Annotated in this window: 12 protein-coding genes; 7 read left to right on the forward strand and 5 right to left on the reverse strand. The window is 72.8% G+C overall.

What is annotated here, in order from left to right; translation table 11 throughout:
• Positions 1-19: 19 nt before the first annotated feature.
• On the reverse strand, positions 20-922 hold the full coding sequence (locus tag ACZ561_RS02170) for a SigB/SigF/SigG family RNA polymerase sigma factor (RefSeq protein WP_470988495.1): 903 nt from the start codon (positions 920-922) through the stop codon (positions 20-22).
• Between the two features lie 133 nt (positions 923-1,055).
• On the opposite strand from ACZ561_RS02170, the gene ACZ561_RS02175 reads away from it, so the two are divergent.
• Positions 1,056-1,532 carry an ATP-binding protein gene (locus tag ACZ561_RS02175; RefSeq protein ID WP_470988497.1) on the forward strand — a complete coding sequence of 159 codons (477 nt, stop codon included), beginning with the start codon at positions 1,056-1,058 and terminating at the stop codon, positions 1,530-1,532.
• 101 nt (positions 1,533-1,633) lie between these two features.
• Positions 1,634-4,609 carry a hybrid sensor histidine kinase/response regulator gene (locus ACZ561_RS02180; RefSeq protein WP_470988500.1) on the forward strand — a complete coding sequence of 992 codons (2,976 nt, stop codon included), beginning with the start codon at positions 1,634-1,636 and terminating at the stop codon, positions 4,607-4,609.
• A 49-nt stretch (positions 4,610-4,658) separates the two neighbouring features.
• Here the strand turns inward: ACZ561_RS02180 and ACZ561_RS02185 are convergent, their stop codons facing one another.
• Complete coding sequence (locus ACZ561_RS02185; protein ID WP_470988502.1) at positions 4,659-6,974, reverse strand: SpoIIE family protein phosphatase; 2,316 nt, start codon at positions 6,972-6,974, stop codon at positions 4,659-4,661.
• Positions 6,975-7,164: 190 nt separating this feature from the next.
• On the opposite strand from ACZ561_RS02185, the gene ACZ561_RS02190 reads away from it, so the two are divergent.
• Positions 7,165-7,491: a plasmid stabilization protein gene (locus ACZ561_RS02190; RefSeq protein ID WP_470988504.1), complete on the forward strand. Its 327-nt coding sequence runs from the start codon at positions 7,165-7,167 to the stop codon at positions 7,489-7,491.
• Positions 7,492-7,534: 43 nt separating this feature from the next.
• On the forward strand, positions 7,535-9,637 hold the full coding sequence (ligA, locus tag ACZ561_RS02195) for an NAD-dependent DNA ligase LigA (protein WP_470988507.1): 2,103 nt from the start codon (positions 7,535-7,537) through the stop codon (positions 9,635-9,637).
• A gap of 27 nt (positions 9,638-9,664) precedes the next feature.
• Here ligA and ACZ561_RS02200 read toward each other — a convergent pair whose 3' ends face one another.
• Together ACZ561_RS02200 and ACZ561_RS02205 are read right to left on the reverse strand one after the other, a co-directional pair.
• Positions 9,665-10,276: a DUF6058 family natural product biosynthesis protein gene (locus ACZ561_RS02200; protein WP_470988508.1), complete on the reverse strand. Its 612-nt coding sequence runs from the start codon at positions 10,274-10,276 to the stop codon at positions 9,665-9,667.
• A gap of 111 nt (positions 10,277-10,387) precedes the next feature.
• Positions 10,388-11,683 (reverse strand): D-alanyl-D-alanine carboxypeptidase family protein, encoded by a 1,296-nt coding sequence (locus ACZ561_RS02205; protein ID WP_470988510.1) that lies wholly within the window; start codon positions 11,681-11,683, stop codon positions 10,388-10,390.
• Between the two features lie 333 nt (positions 11,684-12,016).
• On the opposite strand from ACZ561_RS02205, the gene ACZ561_RS02210 reads away from it, so the two are divergent.
• Entirely contained in the window at positions 12,017-13,879 is a 1,863-nt protein-coding gene (locus ACZ561_RS02210; RefSeq protein ID WP_470990016.1) for a potassium channel family protein, read from the forward strand.
• Here ACZ561_RS02210 and ACZ561_RS02215 read toward each other — a convergent pair.
• Positions 13,872-15,380, reverse strand: a complete 1,509-nt coding sequence (locus ACZ561_RS02215; protein ID WP_470988513.1) for an MFS transporter — start codon at positions 15,378-15,380, stop codon at positions 13,872-13,874. The two genes, ACZ561_RS02210 and ACZ561_RS02215, sit on opposite strands and share 8 nt — an antisense overlap.
• A 102-nt stretch (positions 15,381-15,482) precedes the next feature.
• On the opposite strand from ACZ561_RS02215, the gene ACZ561_RS02220 reads away from it, so the two are divergent.
• Both ACZ561_RS02220 and ACZ561_RS02225 read left to right on the forward strand, forming a co-directional pair.
• Positions 15,483-15,992, forward strand: coding sequence for a CGNR zinc finger domain-containing protein (locus tag ACZ561_RS02220; RefSeq protein WP_470990019.1), 510 nt, complete (start codon positions 15,483-15,485; stop codon positions 15,990-15,992).
• Between the two features lie 89 nt (positions 15,993-16,081).
• Entirely contained in the window at positions 16,082-17,305 is a 1,224-nt protein-coding gene (locus tag ACZ561_RS02225) for a cytochrome P450 family protein (protein WP_470988515.1), read from the forward strand.
• Positions 17,306-17,316: the final 11 nt, after the last annotated feature.

Here is a 17,316-nt window from a genome sequence, read left to right on the forward strand (position 1 = left end):
GCCGCCTACCGCCGCCCCGCTACTCCGTCGACACCCGTCGAGCGCTGTCGCGGTCCTCCAGCAAGCCCGTCCTGAGCTCGTCCAGGATCCGGGCCAGTAGCCGGGAGATGTGCATCTGCGAGAGGCCGAGCCGCTCGCCGATCTCCGCCTGGGTCAGCTCGTCGCCGAAGCGCAGCGCGAGGATCGTGCGGTCCCGCGCGTCCAGTCCTGCGATCAGTGGTTTCAGCGACTCCAGGGAGTCGATCAGCTCGAACGCGTGCTCCTCCTCGCCGAGGCGCCGGGCGCCCGCCGTGAGGGAAGACTCGTCGTCGCCGGTCGGAGTGTCGAGCGAGCGGGCGACGTAGCCGTTCGACGCCTGTTCGCCCTCCGCCACCTTCTCCTCGTCGATGTGCAGATGCGCGGCCAGCTCGGCCCTGCTCGGGCGCCGGCCGAGCCGCTGCTCCAGGGTGTCGACGGCCTTCGCCAGCTCGATGCGCAGCTCTTGGAGCCGCCGCGGTACCTGGACGGACCAGCTGGTGTCCCGGAAGAAGCGCTTCATCTCGCCGACGATCGTGGGCAGCGCGAACGCCGAGAACTCCACGTTCCGGCCGACCTCGAACCGGTCGATCGCCTTGATCAGGCCGATCGTGCCGACCTGGACGATGTCCTCCGTCGGCTCGGCCCGGTTCCGGAAGCGGCGGGCCGCGAACTTCACGAGGCTGAGATTCAGCTCCACCAGCGTGTTCCGTACGTACGCGTGCTCGGGAGTGCCTTCCTCCAGGCTGCCCAGGCGGGTGAAGAGCGCCGTGGACAGGGTCTGGGCGTCCGTCGTGCTCACCTCGGTGGGCCGGTCGATCTCGGGCAGACCGTCCAGCGCACGGCGGCGCACGGCGGCCGGCTCCGTGGACGACGGCTTGCCGCAGGGCTTGCTACGGGTGGACATAAAAGGCTCCCTCGACGGGTGGCGTGGGCCTTCGCCGCCGTGGGGGCGGCGGGGGTCCGTCGTTCGAGCGTCCTGTAGAGAACCATTCCCTTTGGTCGTGGTTTGACACTGTCTGTCCGGGCAGTCGTGTCCCATGACGACAACGGCACTCCAGTACGCCTTGCCCGACGGCCCCGGCGTGGTGGGCGAGTGCCGCGACCTCACCCGCCGGGCGTTGCTCGACTGGTTCGGCCCGGTGGGAGGCGCGCAGGAGGTCCTCGTGGAGGACGTCCTGCTGCTCGTCTCGGAGGTCGTCACCAACGCGTACACCCACGGTGGCACTCCGTACGAACTCCGTCTCGACCGCACCGACGGGCGGCTGTGGGTGCAGGTCAGCGACACGAGTCCCGTACGTCCGCGGCCCCACGGCCCGCACATCGCGAGCCGATCCTCGGGACACGGGCTCTATCTGCTCGAACGCCTCTCCTCGGCGTGGGGCTCGCTCCGGCGCGGTGAGGGCAAGGCGGTCTGGTTCGAGATGAAGCTGACGTCGGTCCCTGCCGTGGAGGACGCCCCCTCGCCGGCCGGCGCCGCCCCCACAGACGCTGCCGCCCGCCCTCGCCGTGCCTAGAGTGGAGGAGCGGGGCGGGGGCCGTCGCGGGCGCACCACCCCGGATCCGCGGCGGGACCCGATCCGCGTCCCTGCCGTCTCCCTGCCGCGCGAGGTCCGCGATGGAGAGTTCCCCCCGACCGCCCGCGTCCGAGCCTCGCGTGCCGCCGGAGCACCTGGGCGAGGACGGGCTGGGAAAGCTCCTGGCCGGGCTCACCGCCGTACGGGACGGTGATCTCTCCGTCCGTCTCCCGGACTCCGCCGGAGGCATCCTCGGTGAGATCGCGGCCGTCTACAACGACATGGTCGACCAGCTGTCCCTGGTCACCTCCGAGGTCACCCGTGTCGCCAGCGAGGTCGGCGGGCAGGGCCTGCTGGGTGGCCGGGCGCGCGAGCCGCGGGTGAGCGGCGTGTGGCGCGAGCTGACCTCCGGTGTGAACACCATGGCAGACAACCTGACGTCCCAGGTCAGATCCATCGCCCAGGTCGCGACCGCCGTCGCCCTCGGCGACCTCACGCGGAAGATCCGGGTCGACGCGCGCGGCGAGATCCTGGAGCTGAAGGAGACCATCAACACCATGGTGGACCGGCTGTCCTCCTTCGCCGAGGAGGTCACCAGGGTCGCCCGCGAGGTCGGTACGGAGGGCAAGCTCGGCGGCCAGGCCACGGTGCTCGGCGTCTCCGGCACCTGGAAGGACCTCACGGACAACGTCAACTCCATGGCCGACAACCTCACCAACCAGGTGCGCAACATCGCCCAGGTGACCACGGCCGTCGCGCAGGGCGATCTGACGAGCCGCATCGACGTGTCCGCGCGCGGCGAGATCCTGGAGCTCAAGACCACCATCAACACCATGGTCGACCAGCTGTCATCCTTCGCCGCCGAGGTCACGCGCGTGGCCCGCGAGGTGGGTACGGAGGGCAAGCTCGGCGGCCAGGCCGAGGTCGAAGGCGTCTCCGGCACCTGGAAGCGGCTCACCGAGAACGTCAACGAACTCGCCGGAAACCTGACCCGGCAGGTCCGCGCCATCGCCGAGGTCACCGGCGCCGTCGCCGAGGGCGACCTCACCCGCTCCATCACGGTCGACGCCCCCGGCGAGGTCGGCGAGCTGCGGGACAACATCAACGCGATGGTCGAATCACTGCGGGCCACCACCCGCGCCAACGAGGAGCAGGACTGGCTCAAGACGAACATCGCCCGGATCGCCGCGCTCATGCAGGGCACTCGCACCCTGACCGACATCGCCGAACTCATCATGACCGAGGTGCCGCCGCTGGTCTCCGCGCAGTACGGCGCCTTCTTCCTCGCCCGCCACGACGCGCGCGGCACCGAACTCGTCGTGACCGCGTCGTACGGAGCACCCGAGGAACCCGCCACGCCGCCCCGCCGCTTCCGGCTCGGCCAGTCCCTCGTCGGCCAGGCAGCCCAGGACCGGCGCACGGTCGTCGTGGAGCGGCTGCCGGTCGGATACGCCACGGTCTCCTCCGCGGCGGGCTCCGGTGAACCGGCCATGCTGATCATCCTGCCCATCGTCGTCGAGGACCAGGTCCTCGGCGCCGTCGAACTCGCCTCGCTCCAGCCCTTCACCGCCATCCACCGCGACTTCCTGGAACGGTTCGTGGACACCGCGGGAGCTGTCGTGAGTTCGCTCGTCGCCAACCTCCGCACCGACGAACTCCTCGCCCAGTCCCAGCGGCTCACCGATGAACTGCGATCCAGCTCCCAGGAGTTGCAGGCACGGCAGCAGGAACTGCAGCGCTCCAACGCCGAACTGAAGGAGAAGGCGGCGCTGCTCGCCGAACGCAACAAGGACATCGAGTCCAAGAACCTCGTCATCGAACAGGCCCGCCAGGAGCTGGAGGCGCGCGCACAGCAGCTGTCCCGCACGTCCATGTACAAGTCCGAGTTCCTGGCCAACATGAGCCATGAGCTGCGCACCCCGCTGAACAGCCTGCTGATCCTGGCCCGGTTGCTCGCCCAGAATCCGCAGGGGAATCTGTCGGAGAAGCAGGTCGACTACGCCGAGGTCATCCACTCCGCGGGCTCCGACCTGCTCCAGCTGATCAACGACATCCTCGACCTGTCCAAGGTCGAGGCGGGCAAGATGGACATCCGCCCCGAACGGTTCCCGCTCCACCAACTCCTGGAGTATCTGGAGGCCACCTTCGGACCGGTGGCGGACGAGCGCGGGCTGAGCTTCTCGGTCACGGTCTCCTCGGACGTGCCCGAGGAACTCACCACCGACGAGTCCCGGCTGCGGCAGATCCTGCGCAACCTGCTCTCCAACGCGCTGAAGTTCACCGACGAGGGCGGGGTGGACCTGACGATCGAGTACGCCGAAGGGGACGAACCACCGGCCACGATGCGCGCGAGCGGACCGGTGCTCGCCTTCCATGTCACCGACAGCGGGGTGGGAATCCCCGCCGAACGCCTCGAAGGCATCTTCGGAGCCTTCCAGCAGGGCGACGGCACCACGGCTCGCCGCTACGGAGGCACCGGGCTCGGGCTCTCCATCAGCCGTGAGGTCGCCGGCCTCCTCGGCGGCGCCATCGACGTCCGCTCGACGCCCGGTGAGGGCAGCCGCTTCACCTTCTACCTGCCCGCCCCTCGCACTGCTTCGTCGGGCGTACCGACCGGGACCGAGGAGGTGGCCGCCGACGCCGGCACGTACGAGGCCGCGGGGACCGGCAGTGCCCACGCCCCCGGCGGTCACGACCCTTGGGCGGCGGGCCACACCGTCCTCGTGGTCGATGACGACGTGCGCAACGTCTACGCGCTCACGGAAGTGCTGGTGGGCCACGGCGTCCTGGTGCTCCAGGCCGACAGCGGCCGCGCCGGCCTCGACCTGTTGGCGTCCCACCCCGAGGTCGAACTCGTCCTGATGGACGTCATGATGGCCGGCATGGACGGGTACGCCACCACCGACGCCATCCGGAAGCTGCCCGGCCGCGCCCACCTGCCCGTCATCGCCGTCACCGCCAAGGCCATGCCCGGCGACCGGGCCCGCGCCTTGGCGGCCGGGGCCAGCGACTACGTGGCCAAGCCCGTCGACGCCGAAGAGCTCATGGCCAAGGTCCGGCAGTGGCTGGCCACGTGAGGCCGTCGAGCGCCACGTTCCTCGCGCGCCGGTACCCCCGCGCACACCGTCACCGTACGAGCACCGCGACGATGCTCGTGTCGTCGTCCGTGTCGCCGGTGGCCGCCTCGAGAAGCCGTTCCACCTGCTCGTTCGGCGGGTAGCCGGTGAGCCGTTCGGCCGCCGCGGCGAGCTGCGCGAGCCCGTGGTCGAGGCCGTCGTGGCGCCGTTCGACCAGCCCGTCCGTGAAGAGCAGCAGTGTGTCGCCGGGCCGCAGGGCGGTGTGGCGCTCCTGGTACGCGTACGAGGGCACCGCGCCCAGCAGGAGGTCGTGCGGCGGTTCGAGGAGCTGCGCCGCGCCGTCGCGCAGAAGCAGCATCGGCAGGTGCCCGGCGCTCGACCAGACCAGGCCGCGATCCTCGGGGTCGTACAGGGCGCAGACCGCGGTCGCCGTGGGCTGTCCGCTGGTGCGCAGCGTCATCTCGTTGAGCCACTCCATCAGCCGTCTCGGTGACTCGCCGGTGCACGCCAGGCCGCGCTGGGCGTTGCGCAGCGCCACCATGCCGGTGACCGAGTCGATGCCGTGGCCCGCCACGTCGCCGACCGTCACGAGGACCTTGCCGCTGGGCAGTGGCTGGACGTCGTACCAGTCGCCACCGACCCGGTACTCCTCGGTAGCCGGCCGGTAGCGGGCCGCCACCATCAAGTCCGGCAGCTCCTGAAGATCGGGGACCTCGGGCACGATCGCCTGCTGGAGCTGCAGGGCCAACTGGTGCCGGAGCTCGGCCTGGGTCCGTACCTCGGTGAGCTGGTCGAACGTCGCGGTCAGCGCGGCCTCGGTGCGCCGGCTCGCCGAGACGTCCTGGTACACCCCGGCGAGACCGATGACCGAGCCTGCGTCGATGAGAGGCTCCGCCGCCACCCGGACGTGGCGTACGGCCCGGTCCTCGAGCACGATCCGCAGGACCGTCTGCGCGCCGGTGCGACGCTCCACCAGCGTCCTGAGCAGCTCGGTCAAGGCCTCCCCGTCCTCCGGGTGCACCAGCCCCCGCAGCCCCAGCAGGGGTACGGGTGGCTCGTCACGGCCCCGGCCGAAGACGGCGTACGCCTGCTCCGACCACACCGTGTCGCCGCCCGTCAGGCTGTCCTGGAAGAGGGCCACGCTCTGCAGCCTGGACACGGCGCGCTCCGAGGCCAGCCCCGGATCGGTGGTGTCGTGCCACAGCACCACGGCCCGCTCGTCGCCGGCGGGCAGCACGCGCACGTCGAGCAGGGGCGCCGGATCACCCGGCTCGGCGGCCATGGACGCGGGCAGCCGGGCGACCCGCTGGGTGCGCCCGGTCCGGTGCGCGCGTCGTGCGAGATGGGCGAGGTCCGCGTGGAGCCGGGGGAGGACGAGCACCAGGGAACGGTCCTCGGCGGGAGGGGCGCCGCCGAGCGTCGCCACGGCGGAGTCGTTGAGGTGCTCGACGGTCGGCGGTGCGACGGCCGGGCCGACCTTGAGGAGCATCGCGGGATGCACGAGGGCGTCCAGGACGTCCACGAGGACCGGTGCGGCGGACGGGGACGAGTCGGCCGCGTCGAGGACGGTGCCGGCCACGTCCGTCAGGCCCACCAGAGCCCTGCGCAGCGGCTCGTCGAAGGGGTTCGGGCCGGGCCAGGCGACCAGCGCCAGGCCCACCGTCGTACCGCGCAGGCGCAGGGGGAGCAGCGCCCGCGCCGCGTGGGGCGCGGGCCCGGGCAGAACCTCGCCGTTCTCGGGGCCGGAGTCCAGCCAGACCGGCGAACCGTCGGTGAGCGCCGAGCGGAACGCGGGGGGCGCCGCGGGAGGGATCCACTGCCAGGCGGCCGCCTCCGCGGCCCCGACGCCCGCGTGTCCGGCCAGCCGCAGGCACCCCCACGCGTCGCGTCGCCACAGCCACAGGCTCCCCGCGCCGAGCGGTACGAGACCGCCCTCCAGGAGCGCCTGGGCCGCCTCGCCGACGGTGTCCTTCGTCTCGGCAGCCGTGGCCGCGCGCCGTGCGCGCCGCTCGTCGGGGGTACTGAACACGACGGGAGGGGCCGCGGACTCGTCCGGCGGGGCGACAAGGGGCGCGGCTGTGGCCTCGGCTGCTGCGGAGCCGGTCCGTGCGAGTCTCTCGGCCGTCGTACCGCCGACGGCGTTGACGATGTCGGCGGCGAGATCCTCGATGCCGAGGCCCGTGGCGTGGGCGAGGGAATCCAGGTGCTCCGCCGCATCGGCCGGGGACGCGCCCAGCTGGGCCGCGAGAACACCCGTGGCCAGGTCGACGAGATGCCGCCGGGTGAGCTCGGCACGCAGCCGCCTGTTCTCGGCCGAGAGACCGCTGATGCCGGGCTCCGGAGCTTCCGCCGCAGGCGTCGTCACGGCTCCTCCCGTCCCTCCACCGAGTGGTTGTCCGGAATGATCGCGTCCGCTCAGGATTCTACCGGTCGGCCCCCCTCGGGTGTCTGAACCCGAGCCCCCGGGTACCCGCCCGGACGGAACGGACTGGTGTTCCTTCCCGTCCTGTATCCGGGCCTCACGGAATCACGGAATCACGGAAGAGAGGCGCGCCATGCCCCGTGGATCGAGCCCCAAGAGGGAACGGCAGTACGAGCACATCAAGGAGAGCGCGAAGGACCGAGGCGAGGGCGAGAAGCGCGCCAAGGAGATCGCGGCGCGCACCGTGAACAAGGAACGGGCCCGCGCCGGCGAGTCGAAGACCGCGAGCAAGAGCTCCACGGAGGACATGTCCTCCTCCCGACGCGGCGGCCTGCGCTCCCACAGCGGCTCCCAGGGTCCGACGTACGACCAGCTCTACGCCGAGGCGCAGCGGCGCAACATCCACGGCCGCTCGTCCATGGACAAGGCGGAACTGAAGCGGGCGCTCGGCGGCAGCTGACCGGCCAGGGCCGATTGTCAGTGGTGCCCGGCACGATGTACCCATGACAACGACTCCGGTTCTTGCCGATGCCGCCGCGTACGCGCAGGCTGTCGAGGAAGCCAAGCAGGCAGCCGCCGCCTACTACGCGGGTGGCACGTCCCCGCTCGACGACGACGCCTATGACCGCCTCGGCCGGGCGATAGCCGCATGGGAGTCCGCCCACCCCGACCAGGTGCGCGCGGACTCCCCGACGGGCAAGGTCGCCGGGGGCGCGGCGGAGGGCGACGTCCCGCACACCCGGCCGATGCTCTCGCTCGACAACGTCTTCTCGGCCGAGCAGTTCACGACCTGGGCCGCGTCCCTGGAGCGCCGGATCGGCCGCGTGGTCGAGCGGTGGAGCGTGGAGCCGAAGCTCGACGGACTGGCGATCGCCGCGCGCTACGAGCGAGGGCGGCTGACCCGGCTCGTCACACGGGGCGACGGAACGGCCGGCGAGGACGTGTCGCACGCGCGAGGCACGATCGTCGGGCTGCCGGAGCGACTCAGGGAGCCCGTCACGGTCGAGATACGCGGCGAGGTGCTGATGACCACCGAGCAGTTCGAGGCGGCCAACCCGGTACGGGTCGCCCACGGCGGCGAGCCCTTCGCCAACCCGCGCAACGCGGCGGCCGGGACACTGCGCGCCAAGGACCGTCCGTACCGCGTGGAGATGACCTTCTTCGCCTACGACATGCTGCCGCTGGCCGCGGCCGACGCGGACGGGCCCGCGGCGGACCCGGACGGCCTGGACGAGCTCGCCCACAGCGAGCTGATCGCACGGGCGGTCGCCCTCGGCCTGCACACCTCGGGCGCCACCGCCGTGCCCGGCCGTGCGGTCACGGGCACGGAGGAGGTACTGGCCCGCGTCGCCGAGATCGCGACCCTGCGGGCCGAACTGCCCTTCGGTATCGACGGGATCGTGATCAAGGCCGATGTCGCGGCCGACCGGCGCGAGGCCGGCTCGGGCTCCCGCGCGCCGCGCTGGGCGATCGCGTACAAGCTCCCGGCCGTGGAGAAGGTCACCCGACTGGTCGGGGTCGAATGGAACGTGGGCCGCACGGGCATCATCGCGCCCCGCGCCGTCCTGGAGCCGGTGGAGATCGACGGCAGCACGGTCACGTACGCCACGCTGCACAACCCTTCCGACATCACCCGCCGTGATCTTCGCGTGGGCGACCACGTGATGGTCTACAAGGCGGGCGACATCATTCCGCGGGTCGAAGCGCCCGTCGCACACCTGCGGACCGGCGAGGAGGAGCCGATCGGTTTCCCCGAGGCCTGCCCGCAGTGCGGCTCGGAGATCGACCGCAGCGAGCAGCGCTGGCGGTGCGCCCGCGGACGCGACTGCCACCTCGTGGCCTCCCTTTCGTACGCCGTGGGCCGCGACCAGCTCGACATCGAGGGGCTCGGCGCGAGCCGGATCGTCCAGCTCGTGGACGCCGCCCTGGTCGCGGACGTGGCCGATCTGTTCACCCTCACCCGCGAGCAGCTGCTCGGCCTGGACCGGATGGGGGAGACCAGCACGGACAATCTCCTTGCCGCGATCGCCACCGCGCGCACCCGGCCGCTCGGACGTGTGCTGTGCGCCCTCGGCATCCGGGGGACGGGACGCTCCATGTCCCGTCGCATAGCCCGCCACTTCGCCACCATGGACGCCGTCCGGGCGGCCGACGCGGAGGCGATGCAGCAGGTCGACGGAATCGGTGCGGAGAAGGCGCCGGTCATCGTCGCCGAACTGGCGGAGCTCGCAGCGGTCGTCGACAAGCTCGTCGCCGCCGGGGTGAACATGACCGAGCCCGGAGCCACCCCGCCGCCCCCGCCCGGCACCGGGACGGAGTCCGCGTCCGAGGCCGCCACCGCCGAGGCGGCCGGGCCGCTCGCGGGCCTGTCGGTGGTCGTCACGGGTGCCATGACCGGCCCGCTGGAGGCACTGAGCCGCAATCAGATGAACGAACTGATCGAGCGCGCGGGCGGCAAGTCCTCGTCCAGCGTCTCCAAGCGCACCGGCCTGGTCGTCGCGGGCGAGAAGGCAGGCTCCAAGCGGACGAAGGCCGAGGAGCTGGGCATCCGCCTGGTGGACCCGGACGAGTTCGCCACCCTGCTGGGCGACTTCCTGCCGGCCTGACCCGGGAGCCGGGGAGCCCCGGCGCGGTCAGGGCGCTTCGGTGGGCCGGGGGAACCGGGCCCGTATCGCATCGACACAGGTGTCCCGCGAGGTCGGGCCACCGAAGCGCAGCCGGTCGTACCCCGTGAAGGCGGGCTCAAGCCGGTCGAGCTCGTCGACGAGCGCGTGCAGCGCCGCCGTCCACCGCGGCGACCCCACATCAGGGGCCAGTTCGGCGGCGCCGATCGCGGCCGTCAAACGGTCCTTGCGCTGGATCGTCCGCGGAGTGACGGTGTGCAGGCAGACGTACCGTCCGCTCAGATACGCCTCCCACTCGGCCACGGCCACGGCCGGGTCGTCCCAGTGCGCGGTGAACCAGGAGCGGAGCCGATCCGGTCCGCCGGCCTCCTCGGTCAGATCGAAGAGCGAGGCCGGCACCATCTCCGTACCGTCCGAGCGCAGATAACCAGGGAGCGGCAGGAACCCGTCCAGCATGCGCCGACGGGTCTCGTCGACATCACGACCCCGGGACGCGCACAGCTCGCCCAGCGCGACGAACTGCGACGAGACGTAGGCGTCGTCGGCCGCCGTCATCGGGTGGTCACCGTTGACGGCGCGAAAGCGGTCGGCGACCTGACGCCGCAGGTCCGGTCCGGACATCACATACCCCCTTCGGGATCGCCGCAGGGTCCTTCCCCGACGGCGTTCCCGCAGGCTAGGCGCAGGATCGTGCGGCGGTCGCCGAACCGTCGTGGACAGGGGGTGAGCTCGTCAGACGCCCTCGTCGCCGCGCCGGGTCGAGCGGCGGCGCCACAGCCAGACGGAGATCGCGGCCCCGAGCGACGCCCCCACCAGGGCCAGGGGCAGCCCTGCCCAGGGACGGGACGGCACGGCCTCGCGGGAAACGGTCCTCGCCGGTGCGGCGAGCGCGGCCACGTCCGCCGCCTTTGCCGCCGGAGTGGTTCCCGACTGCGGACCGGCATGGCCCGCCTTCGGCGCCGACTCGCGGGCCGGCCGGTCCTTCGTCGCCTTCACCTCCTCCACCGTCCGCTTCGGCTTCTCCTTCGCCTTCGCCTCGTCCCGCGCCTGTGCGAGGGAACCCACCGGCTGCACCCGGCCCGCCGCGTCGAAGCCCCAGTCGAGGAGCGTGCGCCCCTCCTCGTACACCGCGAGTCCGCCACCCGACTGCGGGTTCATCACCGACACCACCAGCGTCCGCGAGCCCCGCCGCGCCGCCGCGATCAGCGTGTTCCCGGCGCCGCTCGTGTAGCCGTTCTTGACGCCGATGAGCCCCGGATAGCGCTCCACGCCGTCCTCCCCGGTCAGCAGCCTGTTGGTGTTGCGGATGCCGTACGACCAGTCCCCGGACGGGAAGTCGGCGTACCGCGTGGAGGCGTACCGGACGAACGACGGATCCTGCAGCCCGGCCCGGCCGAAGACCGCCAGGTCGTAGGCCGACGACACCTGACCCGGTGCGTCGTACCCGTCGGGCGACACCACCCGGGTGTCGCGCGCCCCCAGAGAACGGGCCTTCTCCTGCATCTGACGGGCCATGGACTTCCAGCCGCCGTTCATCGCCGCGAGCACCCGGACCGCGTCATTGCCCGAATTGAGGAAGACCCCGTTCCACAGATCCGACACCTTGTACGTGTAGCCGGCCTGTACGCCGACCATGCTGCTGCCCTCGCCGATGCCCGACAGCTCCGACTCGGTGACGGTGTGCCGCTGCTCCTGGTCGAGAAGAGGGAGCGCCGTCACGGCGAACAGCGCCTTGAGCGTGCTGGCCGGCGGTAGACGTCGATGGGCGTTGCGCGCCGCCAGGACCTCGCCGGTCGAGGCGTCCGCCACCACCCACGACAGCGCGGAGACGGAGGACGGTCTGTCAGGCGCTCCGGCCAGCGGCTGGACCTGGGTTCCCGAGCGGTGGAGCCGGGCGGGGTCGATGACACGGGCGGCGGGAGGTGGGGGTTCGGTGAGGGACGATGCCGTGGCCGCCGGGACGGGCAGCACGAGCAGCAGCGCCGCGGTACCGGCGGCAACGTGACGCACAGCTGACATGACGATCATTCAGCCACCGTAGGAAGCCCTGGCGGCGCCCGCAGATCGTAGTGCGCCGACCGGCGTACGACGAGTGGCGGACGGGCGATCGTCGCCCCGGACGCGCCCGGCCCGGAGGCTCGGACGACCCGCGGGCAGTGACCCGCGACCGGCGGTCGGGCTGTCGGCACGGCAGGGCATCCTGGTGACGTGTCCTCACTTCCGTACCAGAGCCCGCCCGTTCCGCCGGATCCCGTGGAGCGCCCGCCCGCGGCACCGCCCGCCGCCGACCCGCAGGGCGGGCCGTTCGGCGCACCGGTGTTCCGTGGCGAGCGTCCGCCGCGCCCCACCCCGGTCGGCCACATGATCGTGTGCGGGGACGACGTCCTCGCCCACCGGCTCGCGGGCGAGCTCAACGACGTCTACGGGGAGCGGGTCACCCTCCTCGTCCCGGCGAGGACCGAGGCCCAGCCGCAGCCCGCGGGCCGCCCGGGGCGTGCTTCCGCGCTCTTCGGGCGCGTGACGGCGGCCGTGACCCGTACCACCCTCGGAGAACAGCGGGGCGTGCCCGCCGGCCGGGCGGTACGTGTCGTGGAGACGACGGAGGTCGACGACGCGGTGCTCGTCGAGGCGGGGGCGGAGCAGGCCGCGGCCCTCGCCCTCGTCCATGACGACGACGAGACGAACATCCGGGCCGCGCTCGCCGCGCGCCGCCTCAACCCGCGGCTGCGCCTGGTCATCCGGCTCTACAACCGCAAGCTCGGCCAGCATCTGGAGACGCTTCTCGACCAGGCCGCGGCCATCGCCGAGCCCTGCCTGGACCCCAAGCTCCTCGACGCCTCCACGACCGTCCTGTCGGACGCGGACACCGCCGCCCCCGCCCTCGCGGCCACCGCTGTCGCCGGCACGAGCAAGGTGGTGCAGGCCGGTGGCCTGTTGCTGCACGCCGTCGAGCGGACCCCGCCCGCCCGCGGCGAGGTCGCCGACCCCGGCCTGTGCACACTCGCCCTGCTGTCGGCGACCACCAACGACCCGGCCGGCTGCGAGGGCTCGGAGCGCAGCGGCGACCAGGGCCCGCTGCTGCTGCCCGACGACCGGGCGGTCGCGGCCGCTCCCGGGCGGGGCACGGTCGCCCTGGAAGCGATCACGTACGCCGGTCCGATGCTGTCCTCGAACAGGTTCGGCACCTCCGCCCTGCCCGTCGGCTCGCTCTTCTCCCGCCGCCTGCGCTGGTCGCTCGCGGGGGTGACAGCGGCAGTCGGCGCGATCGCCCTCGCCACCTGGCTCACCACCGGGGACCACCCCCTGCACGCCGCCTACCTGACGCTCCTCGACCTCTTCGCCATCGGCGACCCCGCCGTCGAGGACGCGACCAGTCGTCAAGTGCTCCAGATCCTCGCCGGTTTCGTCGGCCTCCTCCTGATGCCGGTCCTGATCGCGGGAATCCTGGAGGCCCTCGGCACCTTCAAGTCGGCGACCTCGCTGCGCCGCCCGCCGCGCGGGCTGTCCGGGCATGTGGTCCTCCTCGGCCTCGGCAAGGTCGGCACGCGTGTCCTCGCGCGATTGCGGAGGCTGAACATCCCCGTGGTCTGCGTCGAGTCCGACCCGGAGGCGCGCGGAATCGCGCTGGCGCGCCGGTTGCGCGTGCCCACAGTGATCGGGGACGTCACCGACGAGGGTGTCCTGGAGGCCGCCCGCGTCCACCGCGCGCACGCCCTGCTCGCCCTGACCAGCGTCGACATCACCAACCTGGAGGCCGCGCTCTCCGCCCGCTCCGTCAAGGCCGACCTCCGGGTCGCCCTGCGGCTGTACGACGACGACTTCGCCACGGCCGTGTACCGCACCCTGCGTGTGGCCCACCCCGACGCCCTCACCCGCAGCCGCAGCGTCTCCCACCTGGCCGCGCCCGCCTTCGCCGGCGCCATGATGGGCCGCCAGATCCTGGGCGCCATCCCGGTGGAGCGCCGCGTGCTGCTGTTCGCGGCGGTGGAGGCCGCGGGCAACCCGCTGCTGGAGGGCCGCACGGTGGCTGAGGCGTTCCGCCCGGGCGCCTGGCGGGTGATCGCCCTGGCGACGGGTTCGGCGCCCCTGGGACGCCACGGAGCGGGCCTGGTCTGGCAACTGGAGCCGGACCGAGTCCTGGCCGCGGGGGACCGGCTGGTCCTGGCGGCCACGCGCCGAGGGCTGGCGGAGCTGCTGGGGCGTCAGCCACGGGGGGCTATGTGACATCTGGTTCCGGGGCTCGGGCCGGGGCCCGGCGGAGCAGGTGGTGGAGCGCCGCGGCGGCGAACTGAAGGGTGGCGGCAGCCAGCAGAAGGGTCGCGGGCCGCGTGCCGGAGGCGAGCCCGGTCAGAGCGGCGCCACCCGCCGCCGCCGAGATCTTGAGACCGGCACCGAGGGTGAACACCTGGGTCCGTACGTCGGCGGGGGCGTGATTCGCCCTGATCCGTAACGTTGCCGTCAGCAGCGGACCGTCGCACAGCCCGGCCGCGCCGAACAGGGCCGCGCAGAGCCACGGCGAGGGAACGAGGGCGGCCGCGCCGAGGGCCGCGCCGGTGCCCAGGAGCGTGACGCCGACCAGCCGCCCGGCCGGCACACGCGGCCACACGCGGTCCACGGCGAGCGACCCGACGAGCGCGCCGACGGCGAACGCGGTCATCAACAGCCCACCGTCACCGGGCCGACCGCGCTCGGCGGCGAGCAGCACGGCCGTGGTGGTGAGACCACCGAGGCCGAGGAAACCGAGGCAGGTGGCGGCGGTGACGGCCCTGAGCTCCCGCACGTCCCGAACGGCCACGAGCCCGGCGAGGAGGTCACCACGTAACGACCGCCGAGGGGCGTCGGCCTTCTCGCGAGGCCTCGTGCGTGGCCCAGACATGGTGGGTGGGCTCCCGCCGGTCGACCGGCGGGAGCCCACCCCAGGCCCCCGCGCCGTTGGCGACCCCGCTTCCGGTCCCGACGTCAGCCTCGGCGGCGACTCCGCTTCCGGTCCCGACGTCAGCCTCGGCGGCGACTCCGCTTCCGGTCCCGACATCAGCCCCGGCGGCGACCCCGCCGCCGCCCCAGGCCCCCGCGCCGGCGGCGTCCCCGCCGCCGCTCCCGATGTCCGCCCCGGCCCCGATCCGGTCCGCCCCGCACCCAAGGGCTCCCGATCCGGCCGTGACCCGCGCTGTCCGGTCAACAGGACCGTGGCCGTTAGGGTCGCGAGGGCTGCCGAGGCGGCGAGTACGGCCAAGGCGGCGGCCGGACCGGCGAGCGCCGCGATCACTCCGGCCAGGGCCGGGCCCGAGACCGCGGCGGCGTTGTAGACCGTGGCGTCCCAGGCGTACGCGCGGTCCCGGGCCGGGCCCTCGGTCACGAGCGAGGCAACCAGGCCGGACAGTCCGCCCGAGACCACCGGGCCGCAACTCCCGCCCAGGGCCGCGACGGTGAGCGTGACGGCGACCGGCGCGTGACCCGTCACGTACGCCAGGCACGCGACGGCGGCCGCGAAGCCGGCCAGTGCGCCGCCGTAGAACAGGGCCGGTCTGCGCACCCGTTCGGCGAGCGCCCCGGTCAGCGGGGCGGCGGCGATGTGCGGCGCCATCCACGCGGTGAGTACCAGGGCGCCCAGGGCCGCTTCGCCGGTCCGGGCCAGCGCCAGCAGCACCAGGGCGACCGGGAAGCCCTCCTCCGCCAGGCGGGCCGGGAACGCCGTCGCCAGATAGAGCCGTACCGCTCTCCCCATGACCTCCACCCCCGTGTAACGTCTTGTCTCAATAAGACGTTACACGAAAGGCGTGGTGCTCCCGTGAGCGAATCCGGCCACGGATTCCGGCCCGTACAACGGATGATCGACCTCGCCAACGCCGTACGCGCCACTCCCGACCTGTCTCGCGAAGCCCTCGCCGAGCTGCTCGCGCACCACGGGGAGAACGCGCGGGACCTCACCCCGACCGCGTTCTCGGTGCACGATGCCGACGAACTGCGCGCGGCCGTGGTCCGTATCACCGACGTCCTCACCGAGACCGATCCCGACCGAGCCGCCGAGGAGATCAACTCCCTGCTCGCCGCGCACGCGGGGCCGCCCCGGCTCTCGCGCCACGACGGACACCCCTGGCACCTGCACATCGACCGGGGCGACGACGCCGACTGGGCCGACTGGTTCCTCGCGGCCGGCGCCCTCGCGCTCGCCCAGGTCCTCACCGAACACGGCCGGATCACCTGGGGCGAATGCGCCTCCGCCCGGTGCGCCACGCTCTACCCGGGAACCGGGCCCGGCAGTGCGCAGCGGTACTGCTCCGCCGCCTGCGCCTCCCGAGAGCGCGTCGCGGCCCATCGCCGCCGCGCCAAGGGGTGACCAACTCGGCGCCCCCCCGAGAGGGGTTGACCGTAGGATCTGACCGCTCGCGAGCCTCATCGATCCGCCTTCGCCGTCAGGAGTGCCCGTTGAACGCCTCGCCGTACCGCCTCGACCCCGCCGGCGGCTGCCCCCACGCGGCCAATGCCCGGCTGCTCTCCCAGGGCTCCGTGACGCCCGTGGTGCTGCCCGGAGAGATCGAGGGCATGGCCGTACTCGGCCACGACGCCCTGCGTGACTTCCTCGCACACCCGGAAGTCGCCAAGAGCGCCCGGCACTTCACCGCGCTCACCGAGGGCCGCATACCCGACGGCTGGCCGCTGCGGACCTTCGCCACCGTCCAGGGCATGACCACCGCCGACGATGCCGACCACCGCCGACTGCGCTCCCTGGTCAGCAGGGCGTTCACCGCCCGCCGCGTCGAGCAACTGCGGCCCCGGGTCGAGTCGGTCGCCGCCGGACTCCTCCACCGGCTCGCCGAAGCCGCCGACGCCGGCGACGGCATCGCCGACCTGCGTCGTCACTTCGCCCTGCCGCTGCCCCTCGGTGTCATCTGCGAACTCCTCGGCGTGGACGAGAAGTACCAGGACCGGCTGCACCATCTCTCCAGCCAGGTCGTCGCCACCGACATCGGCCCCGCCCAGGCCGTGGCCGCGAACAGGGAACTCCTGGAGGTGCTCACCGCCATCGCCGCCGACCGCACCGACCGGCCCGGCGACGACCTCACCAGCGCGCTGATCGCCGCCCGCGACGAGGGCGGCGACCGGCTCAGCCAGCCCGAACTCATCGGCACCCTGGTCCTGTTGATCATCGCCGGTCACGAGACCACGCTGAACCTTGTCACCAACGCTGTCCGCGCGCTGTGCACGCACCGGGATCAACTCGCCCACGTCATCGCGGGGCGCGCCGACTGGGCCGACGTGGTCGAGGAGACCCTGCGCTGGGACAGCCCGGTCAGCTACTTCCCGTTCCGTTACCCCACCCGCGATCTGACCGTCGACGGCACGCTGATCCCGAAGGGCACCCCGGTCCTCGCGGCCTATTCGGCGGCCGGCCGCGACACCAAGGCCCATGGCCCGGACGCCGCCCGCTTCGACATCACCCGCGTCCCCGCCGCCAAGCACCTCTCCCTGGGCCACGGCCCCCACTACTGCCTGGGCGCCCCGCTCGCCCGCATGGAGGCGTCGATCGCCCTGGAGGCGCTGTTCACCCGATTCCCCGACCTCGACCTCGCCGTCCCCGAGCCGGAGCTGACCCGCCATGCGAGCTTCGTCGGCAACAGCGTCCGGTCCCTCCCGGTGCGTCTCGGGTAACCCGTCACGCC

This window comes from Streptomyces sp. NPDC039609 (assembly GCF_055596705.1).

Coding starts and splice junctions, on each gene's coding strand:
- ACZ561_RS02170 (WP_470988495.1), bottom strand. CDS start 922: ATGTCCACCCGTAGCAAGCCCTGCGGCAAGCCGTCGTCCACGGAGCCG.
- ACZ561_RS02175 (WP_470988497.1), top strand. CDS start 1,056: ATGACGACAACGGCACTCCAGTACGCCTTGCCCGACGGCCCCGGCGTG.
- ACZ561_RS02180 (WP_470988500.1), top strand. CDS start 1,634: ATGGAGAGTTCCCCCCGACCGCCCGCGTCCGAGCCTCGCGTGCCGCCG.
- ACZ561_RS02190 (WP_470988504.1), top strand. CDS start 7,165: ATGCCCCGTGGATCGAGCCCCAAGAGGGAACGGCAGTACGAGCACATC.
- ligA (WP_470988507.1), top strand. CDS start 7,535: ATGACAACGACTCCGGTTCTTGCCGATGCCGCCGCGTACGCGCAGGCT.
- ACZ561_RS02200 (WP_470988508.1), bottom strand. CDS start 10,276: ATGTCCGGACCGGACCTGCGGCGTCAGGTCGCCGACCGCTTTCGCGCC.
- ACZ561_RS02205 (WP_470988510.1), bottom strand. CDS start 11,683: ATGATCGTCATGTCAGCTGTGCGTCACGTTGCCGCCGGTACCGCGGCG.
- ACZ561_RS02210 (WP_470990016.1), top strand. CDS start 12,017: ATGATCGTGTGCGGGGACGACGTCCTCGCCCACCGGCTCGCGGGCGAG.
- ACZ561_RS02215 (WP_470988513.1), bottom strand. CDS start 15,380: ATGGGGAGAGCGGTACGGCTCTATCTGGCGACGGCGTTCCCGGCCCGC.
- ACZ561_RS02220 (WP_470990019.1), top strand. CDS start 15,483: ATGATCGACCTCGCCAACGCCGTACGCGCCACTCCCGACCTGTCTCGC.